The organism is Loigolactobacillus backii, assembly GCF_003946275.1.
Taxonomy (GTDB): domain Bacteria; phylum Bacillota; class Bacilli; order Lactobacillales; family Lactobacillaceae; genus Loigolactobacillus; species Loigolactobacillus backii.
Map to the genome: position 1 here is coordinate 1 of NZ_RHNQ01000024.1, position 20203 is coordinate 20203.

General features: G+C 39.5%; 18 protein-coding genes. 9 read left to right on the top strand and 9 right to left on the bottom strand.

The genetic code is table 11. The features are described 5' to 3' along the window. Positions 1–230: 230 nt before the first annotated feature. The 9 genes from brnQ (at position 231) to EKM61_RS05885 (ending at position 9831) form a co-directional block, all read left to right on the top strand. Positions 231–1628, top strand: coding sequence for a branched-chain amino acid transport system II carrier protein (gene brnQ / locus EKM61_RS05845; RefSeq protein WP_068225957.1), 1398 nt, complete (start codon positions 231–233; stop codon positions 1626–1628). A 253-nt stretch (positions 1629–1881) separates the two neighbouring features. Continuing rightward, positions 1882–2412: a hypothetical protein gene (locus EKM61_RS05850; protein WP_068225956.1), complete on the top strand. Its 531-nt coding sequence runs from the start codon at positions 1882–1884 to the stop codon at positions 2410–2412. A gap of 215 nt (positions 2413–2627) precedes the next feature. Then, a complete protein-coding gene (locus EKM61_RS05855; RefSeq protein ID WP_068225955.1) occupies positions 2628–3326 on the top strand; it encodes a response regulator transcription factor in 699 nt (232 codons plus the stop codon). Positions 3327–3341: 15 nt separating this feature from the next. Further along, positions 3342–4691, top strand: a complete 1350-nt coding sequence (locus tag EKM61_RS05860) for a sensor histidine kinase (RefSeq protein ID WP_068225954.1) — start codon at positions 3342–3344, stop codon at positions 4689–4691. Between the two features lie 392 nt (positions 4692–5083). Further along, positions 5084–5737, top strand: coding sequence for a VTT domain-containing protein (locus tag EKM61_RS05865; RefSeq protein WP_082918554.1), 654 nt, complete (start codon positions 5084–5086; stop codon positions 5735–5737). Beyond that, positions 5730–6395: a phosphatase PAP2 family protein gene (locus tag EKM61_RS05870; RefSeq protein WP_068377168.1), complete on the top strand. Its 666-nt coding sequence runs from the start codon at positions 5730–5732 to the stop codon at positions 6393–6395. Before EKM61_RS05865 ends, EKM61_RS05870 begins: the two co-directional genes overlap by 8 nt. 1 nt (position 6396) lies before the next feature. Continuing rightward, positions 6397–7341 (top strand): glycosyltransferase family 2 protein, encoded by a 945-nt coding sequence (locus EKM61_RS05875; protein ID WP_068225952.1) that lies wholly within the window; start codon positions 6397–6399, stop codon positions 7339–7341. 2 nt (positions 7342–7343) lie between these two features. Beyond that, positions 7344–9314: a hypothetical protein gene (locus EKM61_RS05880; protein ID WP_082918553.1), complete on the top strand. Its 1971-nt coding sequence runs from the start codon at positions 7344–7346 to the stop codon at positions 9312–9314. An 85-nt stretch (positions 9315–9399) separates the two neighbouring features. Next, a complete protein-coding gene (locus EKM61_RS05885; protein WP_068225951.1) occupies positions 9400–9831 on the top strand; it encodes a GtrA family protein in 432 nt (143 codons plus the stop codon). A 319-nt stretch (positions 9832–10150) separates the two neighbouring features. Here the strand turns inward: EKM61_RS05885 and EKM61_RS05890 are convergent, their stop codons facing one another. From EKM61_RS05890 to EKM61_RS05930, 9 genes are all read right to left on the bottom strand, one after another. Next, positions 10151–11353, bottom strand: a complete 1203-nt coding sequence (locus EKM61_RS05890) for an MFS transporter (protein ID WP_082918552.1) — start codon at positions 11351–11353, stop codon at positions 10151–10153. A 162-nt stretch (positions 11354–11515) separates the two neighbouring features. Next, entirely contained in the window at positions 11516–12859 is a 1344-nt protein-coding gene (locus EKM61_RS05895; RefSeq protein WP_068225950.1) for a PFL family protein, read from the bottom strand. 15 nt (positions 12860–12874) lie between these two features. Then, positions 12875–13141, bottom strand: a complete 267-nt coding sequence (locus EKM61_RS05900) for an ACT domain-containing protein (RefSeq protein WP_068226280.1) — start codon at positions 13139–13141, stop codon at positions 12875–12877. A 274-nt stretch (positions 13142–13415) separates the two neighbouring features. Next, positions 13416–14399, bottom strand: coding sequence for a ribose-phosphate diphosphokinase (locus tag EKM61_RS05905; RefSeq protein ID WP_068225949.1), 984 nt, complete (start codon positions 14397–14399; stop codon positions 13416–13418). Positions 14400–14830: 431 nt separating this feature from the next. Beyond that, a complete protein-coding gene (locus EKM61_RS05910) occupies positions 14831–16246 on the bottom strand; it encodes an MFS transporter (protein WP_416361154.1) in 1416 nt (471 codons plus the stop codon). Between the two features lie 56 nt (positions 16247–16302). Further along, entirely contained in the window at positions 16303–17280 is a 978-nt protein-coding gene (locus EKM61_RS05915) for a Gfo/Idh/MocA family protein (RefSeq protein WP_068225947.1), read from the bottom strand. A 259-nt stretch (positions 17281–17539) separates the two neighbouring features. Next, a complete protein-coding gene (locus EKM61_RS05920; RefSeq protein WP_068225946.1) occupies positions 17540–18175 on the bottom strand; it encodes an LVIS_2131 family protein in 636 nt (211 codons plus the stop codon). A gap of 308 nt (positions 18176–18483) precedes the next feature. Continuing rightward, a complete protein-coding gene (gene ribH, locus EKM61_RS05925; RefSeq protein ID WP_068225945.1) occupies positions 18484–18960 on the bottom strand; it encodes a 6,7-dimethyl-8-ribityllumazine synthase in 477 nt (158 codons plus the stop codon). A 31-nt stretch (positions 18961–18991) separates the two neighbouring features. After that, on the bottom strand, positions 18992–20197 hold the full coding sequence (locus EKM61_RS05930) for a bifunctional 3,4-dihydroxy-2-butanone-4-phosphate synthase/GTP cyclohydrolase II (RefSeq protein ID WP_068225944.1): 1206 nt from the start codon (positions 20195–20197) through the stop codon (positions 18992–18994). Positions 20198–20203: the final 6 nt, after the last annotated feature.

Consider the following 20203-nt stretch of genomic DNA (forward strand, 5'->3'; position numbering starts at 1 on the left):
CGCGATTGAGAACCAGAATGATCCATTTTAATTTGAACAATATCCGGTTTATCCAATAAAAATCACCTCACCAATTATTTGATGAGGCAATCATAACTTGAATTAAATTATTTTTGAAGTCGGTCAGTTATTTACTGCTTACATTACAACATCAACTCATTGATCATAAGTCATTCTAGGGAATGACTAGATTTCATCATTCTCTTAATCATAAAAGGAGCGGTTATATTATGTTAAATGAAGAACGTAAACTTACAAAACGCGATTATGTTGTTGTCAGTTCCATGTTATTTGCCCTATTCTTTGGTGCCGGCAATTTAATTTTCCCCTTACATTTAGGTCAACTGGCTGGCGGTCACTGGGTTACGGCCGCTGTAGGTTTCTTAGTTACTGGGGTTTTACTGCCACTTCTTTCCGTACTTGCAATCAGCATCACTCGTTCGGAAGGTGTTTATGACATTGGCCGGCCACTAGGTACTGTGTTCGCCCTTGTCTTCATGGTTCTTATTCATGGTACAATCGGACCTCTTTTCGGAACACCACGGACTGCCACTGTTTCTTATACAGTTGGTTTAGCCCCACTTGTTCCCGCTAAATTTCAAACGTTAGGTTTATTAGTTTTCTCCGCCGTCTTCTTTGGCTTAGCTTTATTCTTTGCTCTAGAACAAAATAAAATTGTCTCTAACGTTGGTAAATTACTAAACCCATTATTCCTATTGTTGCTGGCCTTTGTTTTCTTCTTAGCCTTCAGTAATCCTATGGGTCACGCGGCTACGCAACACGTCACTGCCGCTTATACTTCTGGTGCCTTCACAAACGGCTTTTTGCAGGGCTACAACACAATGGACGCCTTGGCCGGCTTAGCATTTGGGGTTACAGTTGTCACTGCCGTTCGTTCTTTAGGTAAAAAGAGTCCTAATGGTATCGCACTTGTAACTGCACGTGCTGGTGTCTTTTCAATGGGACTTGAGGCCTTAATCTACATTGGTCTAATCTTTGTTGGTGCAATGTCACTTGGTAAATTCAAAGTTTCTGCAAATGGTGGGGTTGCCTTTGATCAAGTCGTTAATCATTATTTAGGTGTAGCTGGTCAGGCTGTCTTAGCCGCCTTGATCACTGTTACTTGTTTAACCACTGCCATTGGCTTAGTTGCTGCCTTTGCTCAAGACTTCCATAAACACTTTCCAAAGGTTAGTTACCGTGCCTGGTTAACTTTTACAACCTTGGCTTCTTTCTTGGTTGCTAACGTCGGCCTCAATCAAATCATCGCTTGGTCAACGCCAATGTTGATGTTCCTGTACCCACTAGCAATGGTTTTAATCTTACTATCCGTTTTCTCGCCATTATTCAAACGCGATTCCGTCGTTTATGCTTTCGTCGTTATCTTCACCTGTGTCCCCGCCGTTTTCGATATGGTAGCTGCCTTCCCAGCCATTGTTAGCCAAAGTAGCTTTGGTAAAGCAATGACGAGTTTCCAACAAGGCTTTTTCCCACTTGCTAAATACGGTATGGACTGGTTAGTACCAGCCTTGGTTGGTGCCGTTCTAGGGCTTGCAGTTCACGCCTATAAGCGCTATGAAGCTCGTTCTAGCGAACACGTCACTAATGTAGCACAACAAAATAAATAATGTGCTTATAAAAAGTATTTGCCAAGTGTATAATTTTCGAAATTTACCGCTCATTACACGATGTCGTTAAACCGTAAAAAACTAAAGCTGTGCCAAAAGCAACTTTTGCCACAACGAGAATCCCTTCATAGTTGGTAGACGAAATGATCTAATTCATCTATCTATCATGAAGGGATTTTTCTGTGGAATTAATACGCCTAGTCACGAATGATTGTTATACTGAAATTAATCATTTATATAAGGAGTGCTGCTCATGTTGAAAATTACACATTTAGAAAAACAGCAATTTCCACCACTTGAATTCATTGGTCGTCCTTATGATAATCACGATCGGCAAAATGGTACCTTTGATCATTTATGGCAACAGTGGTTTGCAAATGATTTATTTGCTCAACTACGAAAGGAAAATGATCCTTACAGTGGCGGTAGTGCCTATGGTTTCATAAATGAAAGTGCGGGCCACTTTTCTTATTGGATCGGTGATCTATTTGATATTGGTACGCCCATTCCCCAAGGTTTTGAGAGCTTCATTCTGGGACAGTCCAGTGTTGGTGTCGCTTGGGTCAGTGGTCGGACGGATAATAACGAACTCTTTGGTGATCAGCCAATGAAAACGGCCTTTAATGCACTGAAGAAGGCCAAAATTGCACAACAAACCGACTGGGAACACCTGACCTATTTCTTTGAACGGTACGATGACCGCCGCTTCGATGTCCACGCTAAAGAAACGATTCTTGATTACGGCTTCTACCTTCAAGATCCAGATGGCCCGGTAAATAATTAAAGACACGGAATTTATGATTTGGTTCAGCAATGATTGACTGACATATTTTCCTTCTTTACTTAATGCTCATATTATTTTGGTTTGGAAAAATATAAGTTAAATTTAAACCGCTGCTATTTATTTTGATCAAAGACTTGCAGTAAACTACAAGCAGGTACAAAGTTGAGTGCAAATGAAAATTATCTTTTTGAAAACACTGTGGAGGTTGCTTTACGATGGGTAAGACCGTGTTATTAGTTGAAGACGAAAAGGGATTGGTTGCTTCATTGAAAACAGAGTTCCAATTTGAGGATTATCAAGTTTTGACGGCCTTTGATGGGCTTAGCGCTGTTACTATTTTTAACCAAAAACAAACTGAAATTGATCTGCTTATTTTGGATTGGATGTTGCCTAAACTAGATGGCCTCGGAGTATTACGTAGAATTAGGCGCGAAAGTGACGTCCCAATCATCATGCTAACGGCTCGTGATTACACTGGTGATAAGGTTGCCGGGCTAACTAGTGGCGCCGATGACTACGTGACCAAGCCGTTTGATACAGAAGAATTATTAGCGCGGATGCAAACTGTGCTCAGACGACCACGACAAATGCAGGCAAAAGAAACGACCTCAATTTATAAGCTTGACGACTTAACTTTGAATATTGATAAGCGCCAGGTAATGCGCGGTGAACATAATATCCAGTTAACTCAACGGGAGTTTAGATTGCTGTTAGCGCTGTTCAAAGATGCTGGCAAAACCTTTACGCGTGATGAACTACTTAATCTAGTCTGGGGCGTTGATTTCGATGGTCAACCAAACATTGTTGATGTTTATATTCGCTACCTGAGAAATAAAATTGATCGTTTTGCCGATAAGAAAAAATTAATTCACACCGTCCGTGGTATTGGTTACGTACTATCAGTTAATGATTAGGTAGGAGCTAAAGGTATGAAATTTAAAGTTAAACAAAATAGTGCCTCAATTATGTTACGTAGCTTTATTTTAATGATCACGGTTATTATCCTGCTTTCCAGTATGACAACTGTATTTGCAGTCGGTCATCAATTACTAGAAACCAGCCAAATCAATTCGTTTAATATTATTGGTAGTCTTAAAAAGGCCGTTATTGATGGTAACGACGATTGGAAAAATTGGCGCTTAAACAGCACACTTGATACAAGTACAAGTTATGTACAAGTGAATAATAGGCGAAAAGATGCAACAATTAAAAATTATTATTCCCCGGGTACCAAAAAATTATTAAGCGTTAAGCCCCAAAAAATTCCGTTTATTAAACGCCTTTACTACCGGAAAGATGTCGGTCCCCTTTATTATAATACGGGGCACGCTCGCGGAATTGATTACGAACTTTGGACTAATTTAAATTCTCAATTAGAAACATTAGAACGAGTCGTATTAGTCGCCATCATTATTTTAATTTTAACTTTAATGATTAGTCCGTTATACATCCACGCTATCGCTGACCGATTGACTAATTCTCTAACTAAGCTGACTGCAAGTGCAGAATCAATTTCGACAAAACCAAGTCAACAGGCCACACAGCTTCCCGTCCCTGATCGACCAACAGAGGTCACCAATCTGGCGAATAGTTTTAACCGCCTACTTAATCGGTTATATCAGCAATCTGAAAAGGAAAAACTATTCGTTTCAAATGCGGCGCATGAACTACGAACGCCAATTGCGACGATCAGAAGTCACGCCCAGCTAATCCAACGCCGGGGAGAAGAACACCCGGAAATCATTCGTAAATCAGTCAATTATATTAACGACGAATCACACCAAATGCAAGCGTTAGTAGATAGCCTACTAACGCTTTCCAGAGCAGATCGTCTGGTTTTAGATTTTTCCGAATTCGATCTTAGTCAAGCGTTAGCCAAAGTGGTTAATAAAATGACCCCCTTGGTTCAGCAGAAAATAATTACTGAAATCCCGCCTAACATTAAAATTACTGCTCACGAAGCAAGTATTAATCAAATTGTTGTGAATCTTTTAAACAACGCTAACAAATATTCGGCTAAAGATAGCGAAATTCGATTAATTTTAAAAAAGTCCGCAAATACGGTTCTGATTCAAGTAATTGATCAAGGAATTGGTATTAGCACCGTAGATAAAGAACATATTTTTGAGCGTTTTTACCGCAATGCTGAAATTCGCGGATCAATTCCCGGTACTGGTCTTGGCCTAGCGATTGTAAAACAATTGGCTGATTTGAATCATATCAAACTTAAAATTAGCGATAACCATCCACAAGGCACGATTTTTTCGCTAACCTTGTAATAACGAACTACTCGCTTAGGTAAAATTAGGAAACTACTTTTACGAGTGCCTTCCTAACCGATTTGCGTAAACGCACTAAATCTAAGGCACACCCTGAATCTCTTGTTTTTTTGCAAGAGATTTTTTTATTGCCCAAATTTAGCTCTTTGAGAATTTCTCAGATTAAGGCCACTAGCAATCACCTTAAAAGCTATTTGGTCTTTCTTTCTGAAAAATTCTCATTTTCGTTTTATTTAAAGGCTCTTTTTAGGCCAGCGTAAACCTAATATGCTGAATAAGAACTAAAAACCAGTCGTTAATTTCGAATGACTTCAAAAATATTAGATCAGAATAACTAACCTAAGAAATATTTGGTTTTTACCCGTACTTTAATCAAGAAAAGAGGAATTGATATGGTTACCGAAATTCTCGTCTCCATTTTAAACATGAACCACTTACTCCCCAGTCTCATCGCCCAATATGGTGGTTTAGTATACGGCGGCCTATTCATCATTATTTTCGTTGAGACTGGGCTAGTAGTTTTCCCGTTTTTACCTGGTGATTCATTACTTTTTCTCAGTGGCTCAATTGCGGCGATGACGGCACATTCATTAAACCACATCACTTTAATTATCTTACTTTCAATTGCAGCCATTGCCGGTGATAGTCTGAACTTTGAAATCGGTCACCACTTTGGTCAACATCTGACCAAGCCAAAATGGCAGAGGTGGATTAAGCCAAAATATTTAAAGGAAGCAGGACAATTTTTCCATAATCACGGTAACAGTGCCATCTTTTTAGGCCGTTTCATGCCGGTAATTCGCACCCTTATTCCGTTTACGGCTGGTGTTAGTAAAATGCACTACCGCAAATTTATTCTTTTCAATGTTTTAGGCGGTATCGCCTGGGTTAGCGTTGCAGTTCTGGCCGGATACTTCTTCGGCAACATTACGATCGTTAAAACACATTTTGAGTTAATTATGCTAGCAATCATTGTAATCTCACTTCTACCAGCAATTTTAATAAGTTTAAAAAGAAAATCTAAAGGGACTGATGTAAATGCATAAAAATAAAAATTGGCTGACCGTTGGGATCGTCGCTTTCATTCTCTTTTTAGGCCTAACAGTAGCTGTTCACTTGGAACCATTCTGGTTAACAAACTTTGATACGAACATTCAACAATTACTAGCCGGCCTAGTAAATCCAACCCGCACGCAAATTTTTTCCACCCTAGCCTTTTTTGGCAGTCCTGCAGTAGATGTCGTTTTAACACTCTTACTTGCCGGTGCCTTTTGGATAAGGCGTGATTGGCTCATTGCTGTTTGGATCGCACTAGCGCAATTAGGCGGTGACGCAGTTACGTTCGTAGTTAAAGAGTTGGTCCGCCGCCCACGACCACTAGGACAGCTAATCAAGGATACCGGCTTTGGCTATCCCAGCGGTCACACGTTTAGTACGGCTATTTTAGTATTAACGATCCTTTTTATTATTGTGCCCTTACTGGAAGACCAAGAAGTCCAACTCCTAGTCTCGTTACTAGCAATTGTTTGGTTTGGCGTAGTTGCCTTTTCCCGAGTCTACTTACGGGATCATTTTCCAAGCGACGTCCTGGCCAGCCTATTACTAGCAATCGCTTGGTGGGAAGTAGCTCGCGTGGCGTATATTTATTATCTTGAATCCGACTTTAAATTTTTAAAAACTAACCTGATGAAAGGGGAAAATTAAAATGGAAAAACTAACAATCGTTGTTCCCGCATTTAATGAGGAAGAAGTACTGCCTTCAACAATTAAACGGCTACTTCAAGTCGAGAACGATCTAATAAAAGATTTACTGTTTGATCAAAAATCAGATATTTTAATTGTCGATGATGGCTCAACTGATAAAACCTGGGACATTATTAAAACAGAACACCAAAATAATGATCGCGTTGCCGGAATTAAATTTAGTCGTAATTTTGGCCACCAAAATGCCCTAATTGCAGGCATGCAGACAGCCGTTAAGACGGCCGCAGTTATCGTCACAATTGATGCAGACTTACAAGATGATCCAACAGCCATCGCAAAAATGGCCGCTAAGTTTGCTAACGGAACGGATATTGTCTATGGTGTTCGGAATAATCGGGCCACTGACACGTGGTTTAAACGCAATACTGCACTAATGTTTTATAAAACGCTTAATCTATTAGGGGTTAAATTGATTCAAAATCACGCCGACTTCCGCCTAATGTCCAAACGGGCTATTCAAACACTTTTACAGTACAAGGAACGTAATTTGTTTATTCGTGGAATTATTCCTATGTTGGGCTTTAAAACCGATAAAGTTTATTACAAACGAACGCCAAGATTGGCCGGTGAATCAAAGTATCCACTTAAAAAGATGATTGCCTTTGCTTGGGACGGACTAACTTCCTTTTCAATTGCGCCAGTCCGCGCTATTTTATTACTTGGTGTGCTGGCAAGTTCATTAGGCGTCATCGCCCTATTTTATTCTGTAATTACTAAATGGTTGGGTTTGACTGTGCACGGTTGGTCATCATTAATGATTTCAATTTGGATTTTAGGTGGTCTACAAATGTTTAGCCTTGGCATTATTGGCGAGTACATCGGTAAATTAACGACCGAATCTAAACAACGACCGCGCTTTACAATTGAAACAACGATCGGAGAATAGCTATGGCAAAGAAACTTAATCTAATGAAATTATTCCCACTACTCTTGGCCAGTGGTTTATTAATTGGTATTATTTCAAATATTGTTTATCCCCAAAACATTAAGTTAAGTAGTCTCGTTATCATTATTGGTGCAATACTTTGGTACATCTGGCCTTATTTTAAAATAAAAACGAATCAATTGAATAAAACAACTGTTAGCTGGACTCTTGGTATTGGGCTTACGTTGATATTTATTATTCAACTCATTATTTTACGTTACCTGCCAGTAACGATTTACCACGATCCCTTTAGAGTGCTCTATCAAGCGGAACATTTAAGCCAGGGCCAACATGTCTGGAGTTCTTCAACTTATTTTTGGCGCTATCCTAACAACGTGCCGTTGGCCTTTTTACTATCACAATGGTTCAAACTGACGCTAATTTTTCACCTATCAACCAACACCGCCTTACATTTATTATCTTTGGGCCTGCTTGATGGTTTTATTCTAGTGGCCTTAACCAGTATTCGCCGCCTTAGTCAGCAAAATAGTAGCACACTCGCTGCCTTACTTTTTTTCTTGATTAGTCCGTTTGCCTACACCTATTATTTACAAGTGTTTTACTCAGATCTACCAATCCTATTTTGTTTAATTCTCTGTTTTACGATTTTGGCTCAATGGAATAAACTCTCTAAAAAAAGTAAAGTGTTCAATGGTATTTTGTTGTTCCTATTGATCTTGCTTGGACAACTGCTTAAACCCAACTTAATTGTTTTCGCAGTTGCAATCGCCATTTTACTAATTGCCCTATTTCTAGAGGATCGTAAGACATTGCTTAAGTATTTATTGCCTTTAATGGTTATACTACTTGGCTTTGCGGCAACCGTACCAGCCAGAATGGCCATTACCCGTACCGTTGATTTTACAAATAATTCTAAATACCAATTACCAACAACTCATTGGATTTGGATGAGCTACAATCCAAAGGGTAACGGAACTTACGTTGGTGCTGACGTCAAAAAAATGACACAATTGCCAACTAAGACAGCGCGCCAAAATTATACAAAACGAGCATTACCTAAGCGAATTGAAACTTTAGGTGTCCGTGGCGTTGTTAAACGGTGGCTTTTAAAGGCCGGGATTTTATTAAATGTCAGTCATATTCAACGATCCTACAGTGGTGGCTATATTGAAGCACCCGCAATCTACCAAAAGTACGAAGTTCAACTAAGCCTGCTGGGTTCTTTACTAATGCGCGTTGGTTTCATTTCTATTTATGGCTTGGCCTTTATAAAATATTTAGCCTTAATTACTAAAAGAAACTATGAAGTAAAATCTATCAGAGATTTAGCAATTGTGTTGGCTGTTGGCTATTTAGCCTTTCACGTATTAATTTGGGAAGCAGAAAGTAGGTACGGTCAGCCACTTTTACCATTACTACTTTTAATTAATGCCTTTACGGCTCAGGAAACAGAACCTAATTTAGCCATTTACCACCAAAAAAATCGTAATTTATTTTTTGGCGGTGTACTTCTAATCACTGCTTTTATTTTCGCGACGGAAACTAAACCGCTGATAACCGGCAAACCAATGATTGTAGCCGGACAGCGAAGTCAACTTTCACTGCAATATAAAGCAAAACCAACCTTGATTCAGCAAAACACAACAATCGCGCAAAGAATCACCCTTAATCATACTGCTACTAAGCTATCAATTTCAGTACCACACCAGACACACTTAGAGGCAAAGCTTGTATCAATTGACCGGCATAAGCGTTATTCCCTAAATCACGTGGCAACAACTTTTGGTATTAAGCAGAAATTATTGCCCGGGAAATATGAAATTGTTTTAAAAAACACCTTGCCTTCTCCACAAAAAGTAGAATTGGTAAGAACTCAAAGTTATAAATTGGCGCCACACCCACTTTTAATTAACAATCAGCCTTTCAAAGATAGTTCTTTAATTTATCAATTTACAACACCAATTCATAACTAGTGTGGTTAAAAATACAGTAGAATCACAATTTACGTCATCTTTTTTCGAAAATAAAAAAGCAATATCTTACTTGTGAGGTGTAAAAATGAAGAAAATCAAATTAATTTACGCTCGCTACGCAAATCTCACCAACTATTTATTTTTCGGCGGCCTAACAACATTGATCAATATTATTGTTTTTACAACTTTAAATCATTTTACAGGCCTTAATTATCAACTAGCTAACGTTATTGCGTGGTTTTTATCCGTTCTTTTTGCTTATATAACTAATAAACGCTGGGTTTTTAATTCGAAAACAAACACTAATACAGCGCTAGTACGCGAACTTGGTAGTTTTTTCTTTTTCCGAATTCTGTCGCTTTTGCTAGATGTCAGTATGATGTGGCTTGGTATTTCAATTTTGAAGGGCAATCCTTTGTTAGTTAAAGTCATTGATAATATTGTTATTATTGCTGCCAACTACGTATTTAGTAAGTTATTTATCTTTAAACCAGGAAAAAGCGTATTAACGAAATAATTTAGATTAGCACGTGTCTCGTTTAGATTCTAAGGCGTGTTGGGAAAAGCACTAGGTTCCAAGCGTTACCGATGATGTCGATCGGACTAAGATGAATCAAAACCCGAATCGCAGTCTAGATCGTTAAGTTGAAACATGGCAAGCACAGGAAACTGTTTTTTTAAACACGATCTACCTTGTCCCTTTAGCTACTACTGCGCAATATAATTTCAAGGCATATCCTAATTATCGATAACGTCATTAACTATTTAATTTCGGGTATAAAAAGAGCAGGATTAGATTGAATAATTGGCCAACTTTATTGACCGATTTTTCAAACCTACCTGCTCTTTTTTTGTTTCACGTGAAACGCTCTTCGAACTAAAAGTAGTAATAACAACATTAAACCGCCAATCAAACTAAATATTTGGTGCTTCAGCCAATCAATAATAAAACCGAAAATAAAATTACCAACTGGGTGTAAAGCATCAACTGATAAGAACCAAATAGCGAAAACACGACCTAAATAATTTACTGATGTTTCGTTTTGAACAAGGGTAATCATTTGAACGCCTAAACGTGACATGAAAAAGCCATAAACAGTTGCTGCCGCCAACAATACCCAATAATGGACAAAAAGACCGCTTAAAATCAGCAAACAACTGAAAGTAATTACGTCGCGGTACACACTATTCATGTGCAGTACACGTTTTTGCCCCGCCAGACTCAAACCACCAACTAAGCCGCCAATGGCCATTAGGCTTAGCGCGTAACTATAAAGTTTTTCGTTGCCACCAAAGTAATGATTAACTTCATAGGGCATTAATAAATTGAGCGCGGCATAAAAAATATTCAGTAACCCATCAACAACAATCATCTGAACCAAAACAGTGTGTTGTAAGCAATAATTAATGCCATCACGTAAACTAGTCAATATTGATAATTGTTTGTGCTGTGAGCCTCGAAAGTGATAACGCAGCATCAACCCCAAAAATAAAGATAGTAAAAATGACCCAGCATTAATAACCAAAAAAGCACGAAAATTTAACCATTTGAAAGTTAACAAAACACCACCCAACAATGGTGCAAAGATATCAGCAAAATTAAAAGCAGTGTTAATCCAAGCATTAAAGCGCGTTAGGTTACTCTGTTTAATAAGCTCGGGAATAATTGCCTTCGCGGCCGGAAAATTGAAAGCTAACCCAATATCGAGAATACTAGTTAATAAAATAAGCTGGTAAAAAACGGGGTGGCGAATATCAATGAGCAGCGCCAAAATAAGGCAGGCGATAGCACTAATTAAATCCGATAAAATCATGACCCACTTGCGATTATAATTGTCTACTAATGGTCCGGCAAAAAGGTCCCCTAAAACTAAAACTAATCCCCCAATTCCCTGAACAATGCCAAGCTGCGCGGCGGCACCAGTTGCCTTTACAATAAACCAATTTAAACCAAAGATATAAAGTCCATCGCCGAGACGTGAAATAAAGGGGCTTAAAAATAGCGGCCAACTAAAACGCTTTTTATTAATTTCTTGCAAAAGTTTCCCTCCTTCACTGGGACTGTTCTACTACTAGCATTCTTCCACCTAAAATGAGCACCTTCAAAAATATAATTCTTTTACGCCACAAAAAAGCGTTTATTAGGCAGCCGAGTTAGCTATCTAATAAACGCTACTTACTTTACTAGTTTACCACGATAATCAGTTCTTAAAAGAATGAATTGGTGCTGGAATATGGCCGCCACGACCAATAAAATCAGCCGAAGAAGCTGGATTAACGGCCATGACGGGTGACGTTCCTAGCAGACCGCCAAATTCGACTTGGTCACCTACTTTTTTACCTTTAGCAGGAATCACGCGAACGGCCGTTGTTTTGTTATTAATCATCCCGATTGCGGCCTCATCCGCAATCATAGCAGCAATTGTTGTGGCCGGCGTATCACCCGGAATTGCGATCATATCTAAGCCAACCGAACAAACGGCCGTCATTGCCTCTAATTTTTCCAAATTTAGCGATCCGCTGCGGACACCGGCAATCATCCCTTCGTCTTCAGACACTGGAATAAAGGCCCCGGATAATCCACCAACTTGATTACAGGCCATAACACCACCTTTTTTCACTGCATCATTCAACAACGCTAAGGCCGCCGTTGTTCCGTGGGTACCAACTTGCTCCAAACCCATTTCCTCTAGAATACGAGCAACCGAGTCCCCCACTTTTGGCGTTGGTGCTAATGATAAATCAACAATCCCAAATGGTACCTGAAGCTGTTCTGAGGCCAATTTACCAACCATTTGGCCAACCCGGGTAATTTTAAAGGCCGTCTTTTTGACAGTTTCGGCAACAACGTCAAAAGGTTGCCCTTTAACTTTTTCCAAGGCCCGTTTAACGACACCAGGACCACTAATGCCAACATTAATCACAACATCTGCCTCACCGACACCATGGAATGCACCCGCCATAAACGGATTGTCTTCAACTGCGTTCGCAAAAACAACCAACTTGGCCGGACCCAAAGTTGATTTGGCCGCCGTTTGTTTAACTATTTCACCCATGTCCCGAACAGCATCCATATTAATTCCGGCTTTACTAGAGCCAACATTAACTGATGAGCAAACATAGTCCGTCACGGCAAGCGCCTCAGGAATAGAATTAATCAGAATTCGATCACCTTTTTGATAGCCCTTTTGCGCCAAGGCTGTAAAACCACCAATAAAATTAACCCCGACAGCTCGTGCCGCCTTATCCAATACTTGAGCAAATTTAACGTAATCCGTATCCGGTGTTGCGGCCGCAATAATACTAATTGGAGTGACTGAAATTCGCTTATGAATAATTGGAATACCGTATTCTGTTTCAATCGTTTCTGCAATTTTTACCAGATCTTTTGCTTTCGTTGTTACCTTGTTATAAATCTTAGTGCACGCACGATCACTGTCAGCATCAATACAATCCAGCAACGAAATGCCCATCGTAATCGTTCGAATATCTAAGTTTTCTTCGTCAATCATTCGCATTGTCTCTAATATTTGGTTAGTTTGCATGGCCTGCTCCCTTCTCTAAATTTCATGCATTGCAGTAAAAATATCTTCGCGTTGAATTCGGATCTGAACTCCCAAAGTTTCACCAACACTATTGAGACTTTCTTTAATTCCCGCAAAGTCCGCTTTTTCCGGAAGATCACACATCATCATCATCGTAAAATTTTCTTGCATAATCGTCTGCGTTACATCCACAATATTTACCTGCAAGGCCGCCAATTTTTGGCTGACCCCCGCAATAATTCCGACTCGATCTTTACCAATTACCGTTAATACAGCACGCATTATCATCCACTCACTTTCTTATAGTTATTAAATTACAATTACATTAATCTTTTTATCATTATTTTATAATGTAACAAAAATTCAAAGAAAAAACTATCTTTCTGGCCAATTTTACTTAATTTTCATGAAAATGACTGTTATTTAGATAAAGCGGCCAACCAGTTTTATTACTTTTAATCCCATAGAAAAATAGGAACCGTGGTAAGAAGTGTTCTTTACCATAGCTCCTATTTATTTTTCTAAATATTTTATTTGCTTAGCTGTAACTATCTTTTTAATCTTCGTTCTTTTCAGAAATTGTTTTAAATAAATGATCAATGGGTTGATCAGCGTGAATTAAACTAATCGCCTTACCAATCAAAGTACCAACGGATAGTTCCACTAATTTAGGGAATTGTTTACCTTCAGGAATTTGAACCGAATCGGTCACGATAACTTTCTTTAAAGCCGAGGCCTGTAATTTTTGCGTTGCGTGATCGGAAAAAACGGCATGAGTAGCAGCCGCATAAATATCCTTAGCCCCACCATTCTTCAAAGCCTCAACAGAAGTTGTCACTCGACTACCAGTATCGATCATATCATCAACAATGATGGCCGTCTTACCCTTAACGTCCCCGATAATTTCTAAATTTTCGGTTTGCTCAGCCTTTGAGTAGCGCCGATCAATAATTGCAATTGGTGCGCCACCAAGTAGCGTTCCCATTTGGCGAGCACGTGCAACGCTGCTGTGATCAGGCGAAACAATGACAACGTCCTCAGTTAAGTTGTGCTGAATGAAATAATTGGCAAGTAATGGCGCTGCTTGTAAATGATCCACCGGAATATCGAAGAATCCTTGTAACTGTGCTGCGTGTAAATCTAAAGCAATGATCCGCGTTGCACCGTCCATCTCTAACATATTGGCAACTAACTTGGCCGTAATTGGCTCCCGGGCACGTGCTTTACGATCCTGCCGGGAATAACCATAGTAAGGAATGACAACGTTAATAAGCTTAGCACTGGCACGTCGTAGCGCATCAATCATAATCATCAATTCCATCAAACTTTGATTAATTGGATCAGAAACTGATTGAATAACGAAAACTTCATCACCACGAATACTTTCTTCCAAATTAACTTGAATTTCACCATCACTAAATTGATTGACTGATGCCTTACCTAGTGAGACACCGACTTCCTTCGCGATCTTCTCCGCTAATGGTTTATTAGCATTAAGCGTGATCAACTTTAACTTTGGGTCAAAGTATTCTTCTGACATGAGCAATCTCCATTTTAGGTTTTTTGCTTTCATAGAAATAGTAAGCATTTTCTTGCTTAAAAGCAAGTCATTCAGGAATTTTCAAGAAACTTTCAAGAATTATTTTTATAATCCTAGTATCGGAAGTGTTTGGAAAAGCGTTCAGGTTCTACTCAGTAATTGCGGATTATTACTGGCTCGCTGACGATCAGACTAGGATAAACCAAAATTCAAATCGCAGCCTAGAGCACTAATAATCTTGATGCTACGAATGTTATCTATTCTTGTAGCAAAGAGCGCCAAGTTGAAGTATGGCAAGCACGAGGGCCTGCTTTCCCAAACACAACCTAGGAAAAGCACTTAAATTTTTACTATCAGACTATATTAATAATGCTTTGACTCAATTATGAGCTTAACTCACTCTATTTTGCAAGCGCTATCTTAGCCCATAATTAAACTGGCCACGGTCCCTTTGTTTTCAAGACCCAACCAACCAAAGCTATTGCAATTAAAATTAAACCTAGAGCTAGACCGTACGAAAAATGCATTCCGACCATAAAATACGCTGGATGGCCTACTGGGTAAGTTGTTAGCTTATACCCCGCCTTCATGCTCATTCCGGCGTAAAGACTCGTCGTAGCGACGCTTAATCCAATAGTCATCCCGATATTACGCGCCAATGCTGCCAGGCTACCAGCAACTCCTTGATACGCTTGTGGTGCACTGGCCATAATCATTGGATTGTTTTGAAACATACCATTTCCAATCCCCAAAAATAAAATAACGATAAAGACTAAACCAACGGCCCAGGTAATTTGGATTAGCTGGAAGTAGACGAGCGGTATGACAAAAATAAATAACGCGAAAAATGAAATTAAGACAGCTCCGTATTTATCCGTTAAATAACCACCAATTGGTGCTGCAATAACGTTGGCCAACGGAATACCCATTAATAATAAGCCTGCTGCCTTGGGGGCCATATTTAGCGTTCGTTCTAAATAAAAAGGCATAATAACGTTAGAAAAATAGCCAACGATGTAAACGAGCATGGCACTTATTAGACCAATCGTAAAATTAGCCTTTCGAAATACTTTTAATTGAATAATTGGGTTAGCCACATGCCGCTCGGTCCAAATAAAACTAACCAGTAATCCAATTGCCACCGCAAGTAATAGAAGACTAATTGGATTAGTGAATCCCACAACTTGGGCATAAAAAATCATTCCAAAGAATAAAATAATCATTATTGCGTACAAACCAAAGCCCTGCCAGTCAACCGAAATATCAGTCCAAACAATGGTTTCATGCTTAAAAATGGCCCAATCAAGTACGAATACAGCAACGCCAATTGGCAGGTTAATGAAAAATATCCAGTGCCAATTTAAATACGACAAAATAATCCCGCCAACCCCAGGACCAGCAACGTTGCCAACTTGTAATACTAAACTATTTAATCCGAAAGCACGCCCCTGCATATTTTTTGGAAAAATAGCAGTAATAATACCAAAGTTGGTTGCCATCGTCATGCTGGCTCCAAAAGCCTGGATAACTCGACCAATCAGAAGCCAAATTAAGCTCGAGCTAAAACCAGAAATTGCTGACCCAAGAATGAAAATTAGTGTCCCAACCTGAAAAATATTCACGCGGCCAATCTGATCAGATAATTTACCCCAAAAAAGTAACAAGACACAGATTGTCACTAAATAAACTGATGCAACCCATTCCACGACGTTCATCGGAATATGTAATGTTGCCGCAATATCTGGCATCGCAATATTAACAACACTAGCATCTAAAGTTCCCATAAACGAAACTAAACTTGTTCCAAAAAGTAATAGCCATTCAGTATGTTTCTTCACTAAGCTCAAGTCCTGTACTTAGCAATCAAGCGCGCTTAATTATGCGCTTGATTACACCAATTTTTCTATCTCATAAGTTGATCATAATTTATGTACCATTTTCGGTAAAGCGTCTCAATAATCTGACACGTTTGAATTGTGATTTCCGGCGTCATTATTGGACTCACCAATTCCCCTTTTTGTAAACAGGTTGCGACGTGGTCAACTTCAAAACTAAATTCACTTTGTTGCTTAACAGCTAACCTTTTAGTGGGTTGATCATTTAGCGTAACAAATGCATGATCCGTTTTCCAAAAATTAGGAATAATAATTTTACCTTTTGTACCATGAATAACCATCTGACTAGCCAGGTCAAACGTACTGGTTATAAAAATACTGGCCAAAGTCGAGTCAAAACTTATCAGCGCGCTGGCCTGACGATCACTTTCATTACCAACGTGAATACTTTGCCCCGTTACACCAGTGATACCAGCGGAACCGAGCAAAACCTGAAGATAATCTAGTGGGTAAGCGGCGCTGCCATAAAAAGCGCCACCGCCACTGGCCAGATCATTAAACCAAGGAATGGTAGCTGCACCGGCGTGGCTACTCTGGGAATCAAGATAGTGAATCTTACCTAATTTACCAGAAGTCACTAGTGCCTTAACTTGCTGTGTAATTGGCAAAAAAGCTGCCTTTTGTGCTTCCATCAAAAAAACGTGTTTCTGTGCGGCCAATTTAAATAACGACCTGGCCTGGTCAGCAAACAGCGTGAATGGTTTTTCTAACAGTACATTTTTACCATTTTCCAACGCTAATTTGGCACCGTTAAAATGCGCACGATTGTACAGCGGAATATAAATCACGTCAATTTCAGGTGCCGCACATAATGTTTGGTAATCCGGATAAACCGTTGCAATTTGCCAGTCATTTGCCATTTTCTGCGCTCGTTTTTCATTTCGCGCCGCAATCGCAACAACTTTACTTGATTTACTAGCAGCAACACCAGCAATGAAGCGCGGTACAATTGATGCTGCCCCCATAATGCCATAATGTAATGTCATTTAAACCTCCTTAGAGCGTGTCTGAAAAGTGTTCAGGAAGCTGCTTTTTTCAAACACGACTACAGCTAATCTAGTAATCATAGTGTGGCTATTAGGTTAGCCCACGTTATGCAGTGAACCCAAACCAACTGTTGTTCCACTCCCATCGCAACCATTAGACTTATCTTAGCACGCTTTTTTAGTAAAGCGACATCCATTAAACGTCTAAATAGAAAAAAACCGCTACATGCGGAATTCTCCTGCAATAGCGGCTTTTTTTCTATTTAGAATTATCTTTTTTAATGTAAATAACCGATGAGTTAGGTACACGAATCATTGAAAAGGTTGTTGCTTTGCGCCCAGCTCGAATACCCAATCCATTCATAAAATTCGACTTATAAGTTGCCGTCATTGTTGCAACAAAAGTCCGCTCAGTTTTCTTTTCCTGCTTAGCCAACTCATCATGCTTCCATGGATAATTACCAGCACTAACATTCATGGGGTGTGCACCTGAAACAATCGTTGCGTTGTTACTTGAAATTTGGTAACGAGCCCCATCAACCCAATAAGTGTAATATTGCGTTGGTTGCTTACCGTTGCCATTTTCAACCTTAACATCGTAAAAGCGACCGTTAATAGAAGACATCACTAATGGCTTATACTTATAACTTAAACTGATTTCCTGTTTATCAGTCAAATCAACATTTCTAAAGAATGTTGCGTAACTCGCTAACCATAGACCAGCAAAAGCAATGACAATCAACAAGCCAGACAGTAAGAATCCTGGCCAATAAAAGCCCTTTTCTCCGGCAACAATCCGCTTTAAACGGCGCACACGGATATTATGAAATGTAAAGAAGATAAAGATTAAGACAATAAGCCAAAAGGCAATCCCAATGTAGTTAACAGCGTCCAAAACGTTTCCTCCGTTTTCCTTTAAAATCTGTGACGTCCAGTTAAACTTGCAAGTTTAATCGGCCACCATTTTTCCTTAAATCTATGATCAATAGCCGGCCACACGGATCTAGAAAATGATGGCTTAGCAAACTCAAGGCTATTATTCTAACTTCCATCATAATTCTTTTAATTTAAAGATCACGTTCAGATTGATTAAATCGCTTATTTTCTGAATCGAAAATTCCTTATAATCAGTTTACAACATTCACTTCAATTTGCCACGCGATTTTATGCCTAAACCAGGAAACGTAATAATTTTCTGTTAACTTATTTTGTTGCCGTGACTAATTGCCGCTTTAAATTAATAATTTCCAAAATACTAGTTGCAACATCACTACCTTTATTACCTGACTTAGCTCCTGAACGTTGAATAGCCTGCTCAACATTCTCCGTTGTCAATACACCGAAGACAATCGGTGTTTTCCCATTTAAAGCTAAACTACCAATTCCTTTAGATACTTCGTTACAAACATAGTCATAATGACTAGTTTCGCCGCGAATGACAGCGCCAAGCGTAATAATGCCATCGTACTTACCGGACGCATCCAATAGTTTGGCAATCGCCGGAATTTCAAATGCACCTGGAACCCAAATAGTATCAATATCCGTGGCTGCTACTTCGTGCCGTCCCAAAACGTCCAGTGCGCCACCTAATAATTTACTCGTTACAAATTCATTAAAACGTGCAACAACAATTGCAATTTTGACATCTTTTGAAGTTAAGTTACCTGAATAAATAGTCATTTTTAATTTCCTCCTAAAATACTCATTTATTTTATTGTGCTAAATGTAAAATGTGGTGAAATTTGGCTTGCTTGGTCTTTAAATAGTTAATATTTTCTGGACGAGGTTTAACCTCAACTGGTACTCGCTCCACAACTTCAATTCCGTATTTCTCTAAGGCCGCCACTTTAGCGGGATTGTTAGTCATCAGGCGAACTCGTGTAATTTTTTGGACGTGAAGAATGGCTGCCGCCAATCCGTACTCTCGTTCATCTGGCGCAAAACCAAGCTCAATATTCGCGTCATAAGTATCATAGCCAGACTCCTGTAACTTATAAGCGTGCAATTTATTTAGTAATCCAATTCCCCGCCCTTCTTGGCGTAAATACAATAAAGCACCGTTCCCAGCGCGCTGAATTTGTGCCATTGAAGCGTGGAGTTGTTCACCACAATCGCAGCGTTCTGAACCAAAAATATCACCAGTAAAACATTCCGAATGCAGCCGTAATAGCACTGGCTGCATTGTATCCAGTTTACCTTTAGTCAGAAATAATTGAACTTGGCTATCCTTTTCGGATGTATAGCCCGTTAAATCAAATTCACCGTAACGTGTTGGCAATTTGACCTTTTCAGCCGCCGTCACAACGGATTGGTTCAAACTATAACGATAGGCGGTCAACTCTTCAATTGTGATCAAGGTCAGACCTAACTGCTGGGACAACTTCTCTAATTGCGGTAAGCGCGCCATTGTTCCGTCAGGATTAAGTGTTTCACAAATGTAGGCAACTGGCTCAACCCCAGCAATTTGGGCTAAATCAACGGCGGCCTCTGTGTGCCCGCGTCGACTTAAAACCCCGCCCGCCTTAGCAACGAGTGGAAAAACGTGACCCGGATGTTCAAAAGCATCAGGCCGTGCCGTCGGATCACTGAGAGCCTTAATTGTAGTTGCGCGATCAAACGCTGAAATACCAGTGCTTGTCGTCTTATGATCTGTACTAACCGTAAACGCCGTACCGTAAGTTTCAGTATTATGCTGCGTCATTGGCTCAAGTTGTAACCGTTTAGCAACCGTGGCCGTCATCGGTGCGCAAACAAGTCCCCGGCCATGAGTAACCATTGTGTTCAACGTTGCCCCAGTAGCAAATTGTGCTAAACCAACAAAATCTCCTTCGGCTTCTCGATTACGATCATCAGCAACTAAAATCAACTTACCATTTTTTAAATCAGTAATTGCTTGTTCTATTTTTTCATTATCCATTACTTT

Coding starts and splice junctions, on each gene's coding strand:
- EKM61_RS05865 (WP_082918554.1), top strand. CDS start 5,084: ATGGTTACCGAAATTCTCGTCTCCATTTTAAACATGAACCACTTACTC.
- EKM61_RS05855 (WP_068225955.1), top strand. CDS start 2,628: ATGGGTAAGACCGTGTTATTAGTTGAAGACGAAAAGGGATTGGTTGCT.
- EKM61_RS05880 (WP_082918553.1), top strand. CDS start 7,344: ATGGCAAAGAAACTTAATCTAATGAAATTATTCCCACTACTCTTGGCC.
- EKM61_RS05930 (WP_068225944.1), bottom strand. CDS start 20,197: ATGGATAATGAAAAAATAGAACAAGCAATTACTGATTTAAAAAATGGT.
- EKM61_RS05895 (WP_068225950.1), bottom strand. CDS start 12,859: ATGCAAACTAACCAAATATTAGAGACAATGCGAATGATTGACGAAGAA.
- EKM61_RS05915 (WP_068225947.1), bottom strand. CDS start 17,280: ATGACATTACATTATGGCATTATGGGGGCAGCATCAATTGTACCGCGC.
- ribH (WP_068225945.1), bottom strand. CDS start 18,960: ATGACTATTTATTCAGGTAACTTAACTTCAAAAGATGTCAAAATTGCA.
- EKM61_RS05900 (WP_068226280.1), bottom strand. CDS start 13,141: ATGCGTGCTGTATTAACGGTAATTGGTAAAGATCGAGTCGGAATTATT.
- EKM61_RS05860 (WP_068225954.1), top strand. CDS start 3,342: ATGAAATTTAAAGTTAAACAAAATAGTGCCTCAATTATGTTACGTAGC.
- brnQ (WP_068225957.1), top strand. CDS start 231: ATGTTAAATGAAGAACGTAAACTTACAAAACGCGATTATGTTGTTGTC.
- EKM61_RS05875 (WP_068225952.1), top strand. CDS start 6,397: ATGGAAAAACTAACAATCGTTGTTCCCGCATTTAATGAGGAAGAAGTA.
- EKM61_RS05905 (WP_068225949.1), bottom strand. CDS start 14,399: ATGTCAGAAGAATACTTTGACCCAAAGTTAAAGTTGATCACGCTTAAT.
- EKM61_RS05850 (WP_068225956.1), top strand. CDS start 1,882: ATGTTGAAAATTACACATTTAGAAAAACAGCAATTTCCACCACTTGAA.
- EKM61_RS05870 (WP_068377168.1), top strand. CDS start 5,730: ATGCATAAAAATAAAAATTGGCTGACCGTTGGGATCGTCGCTTTCATT.
- EKM61_RS05885 (WP_068225951.1), top strand. CDS start 9,400: ATGAAGAAAATCAAATTAATTTACGCTCGCTACGCAAATCTCACCAAC.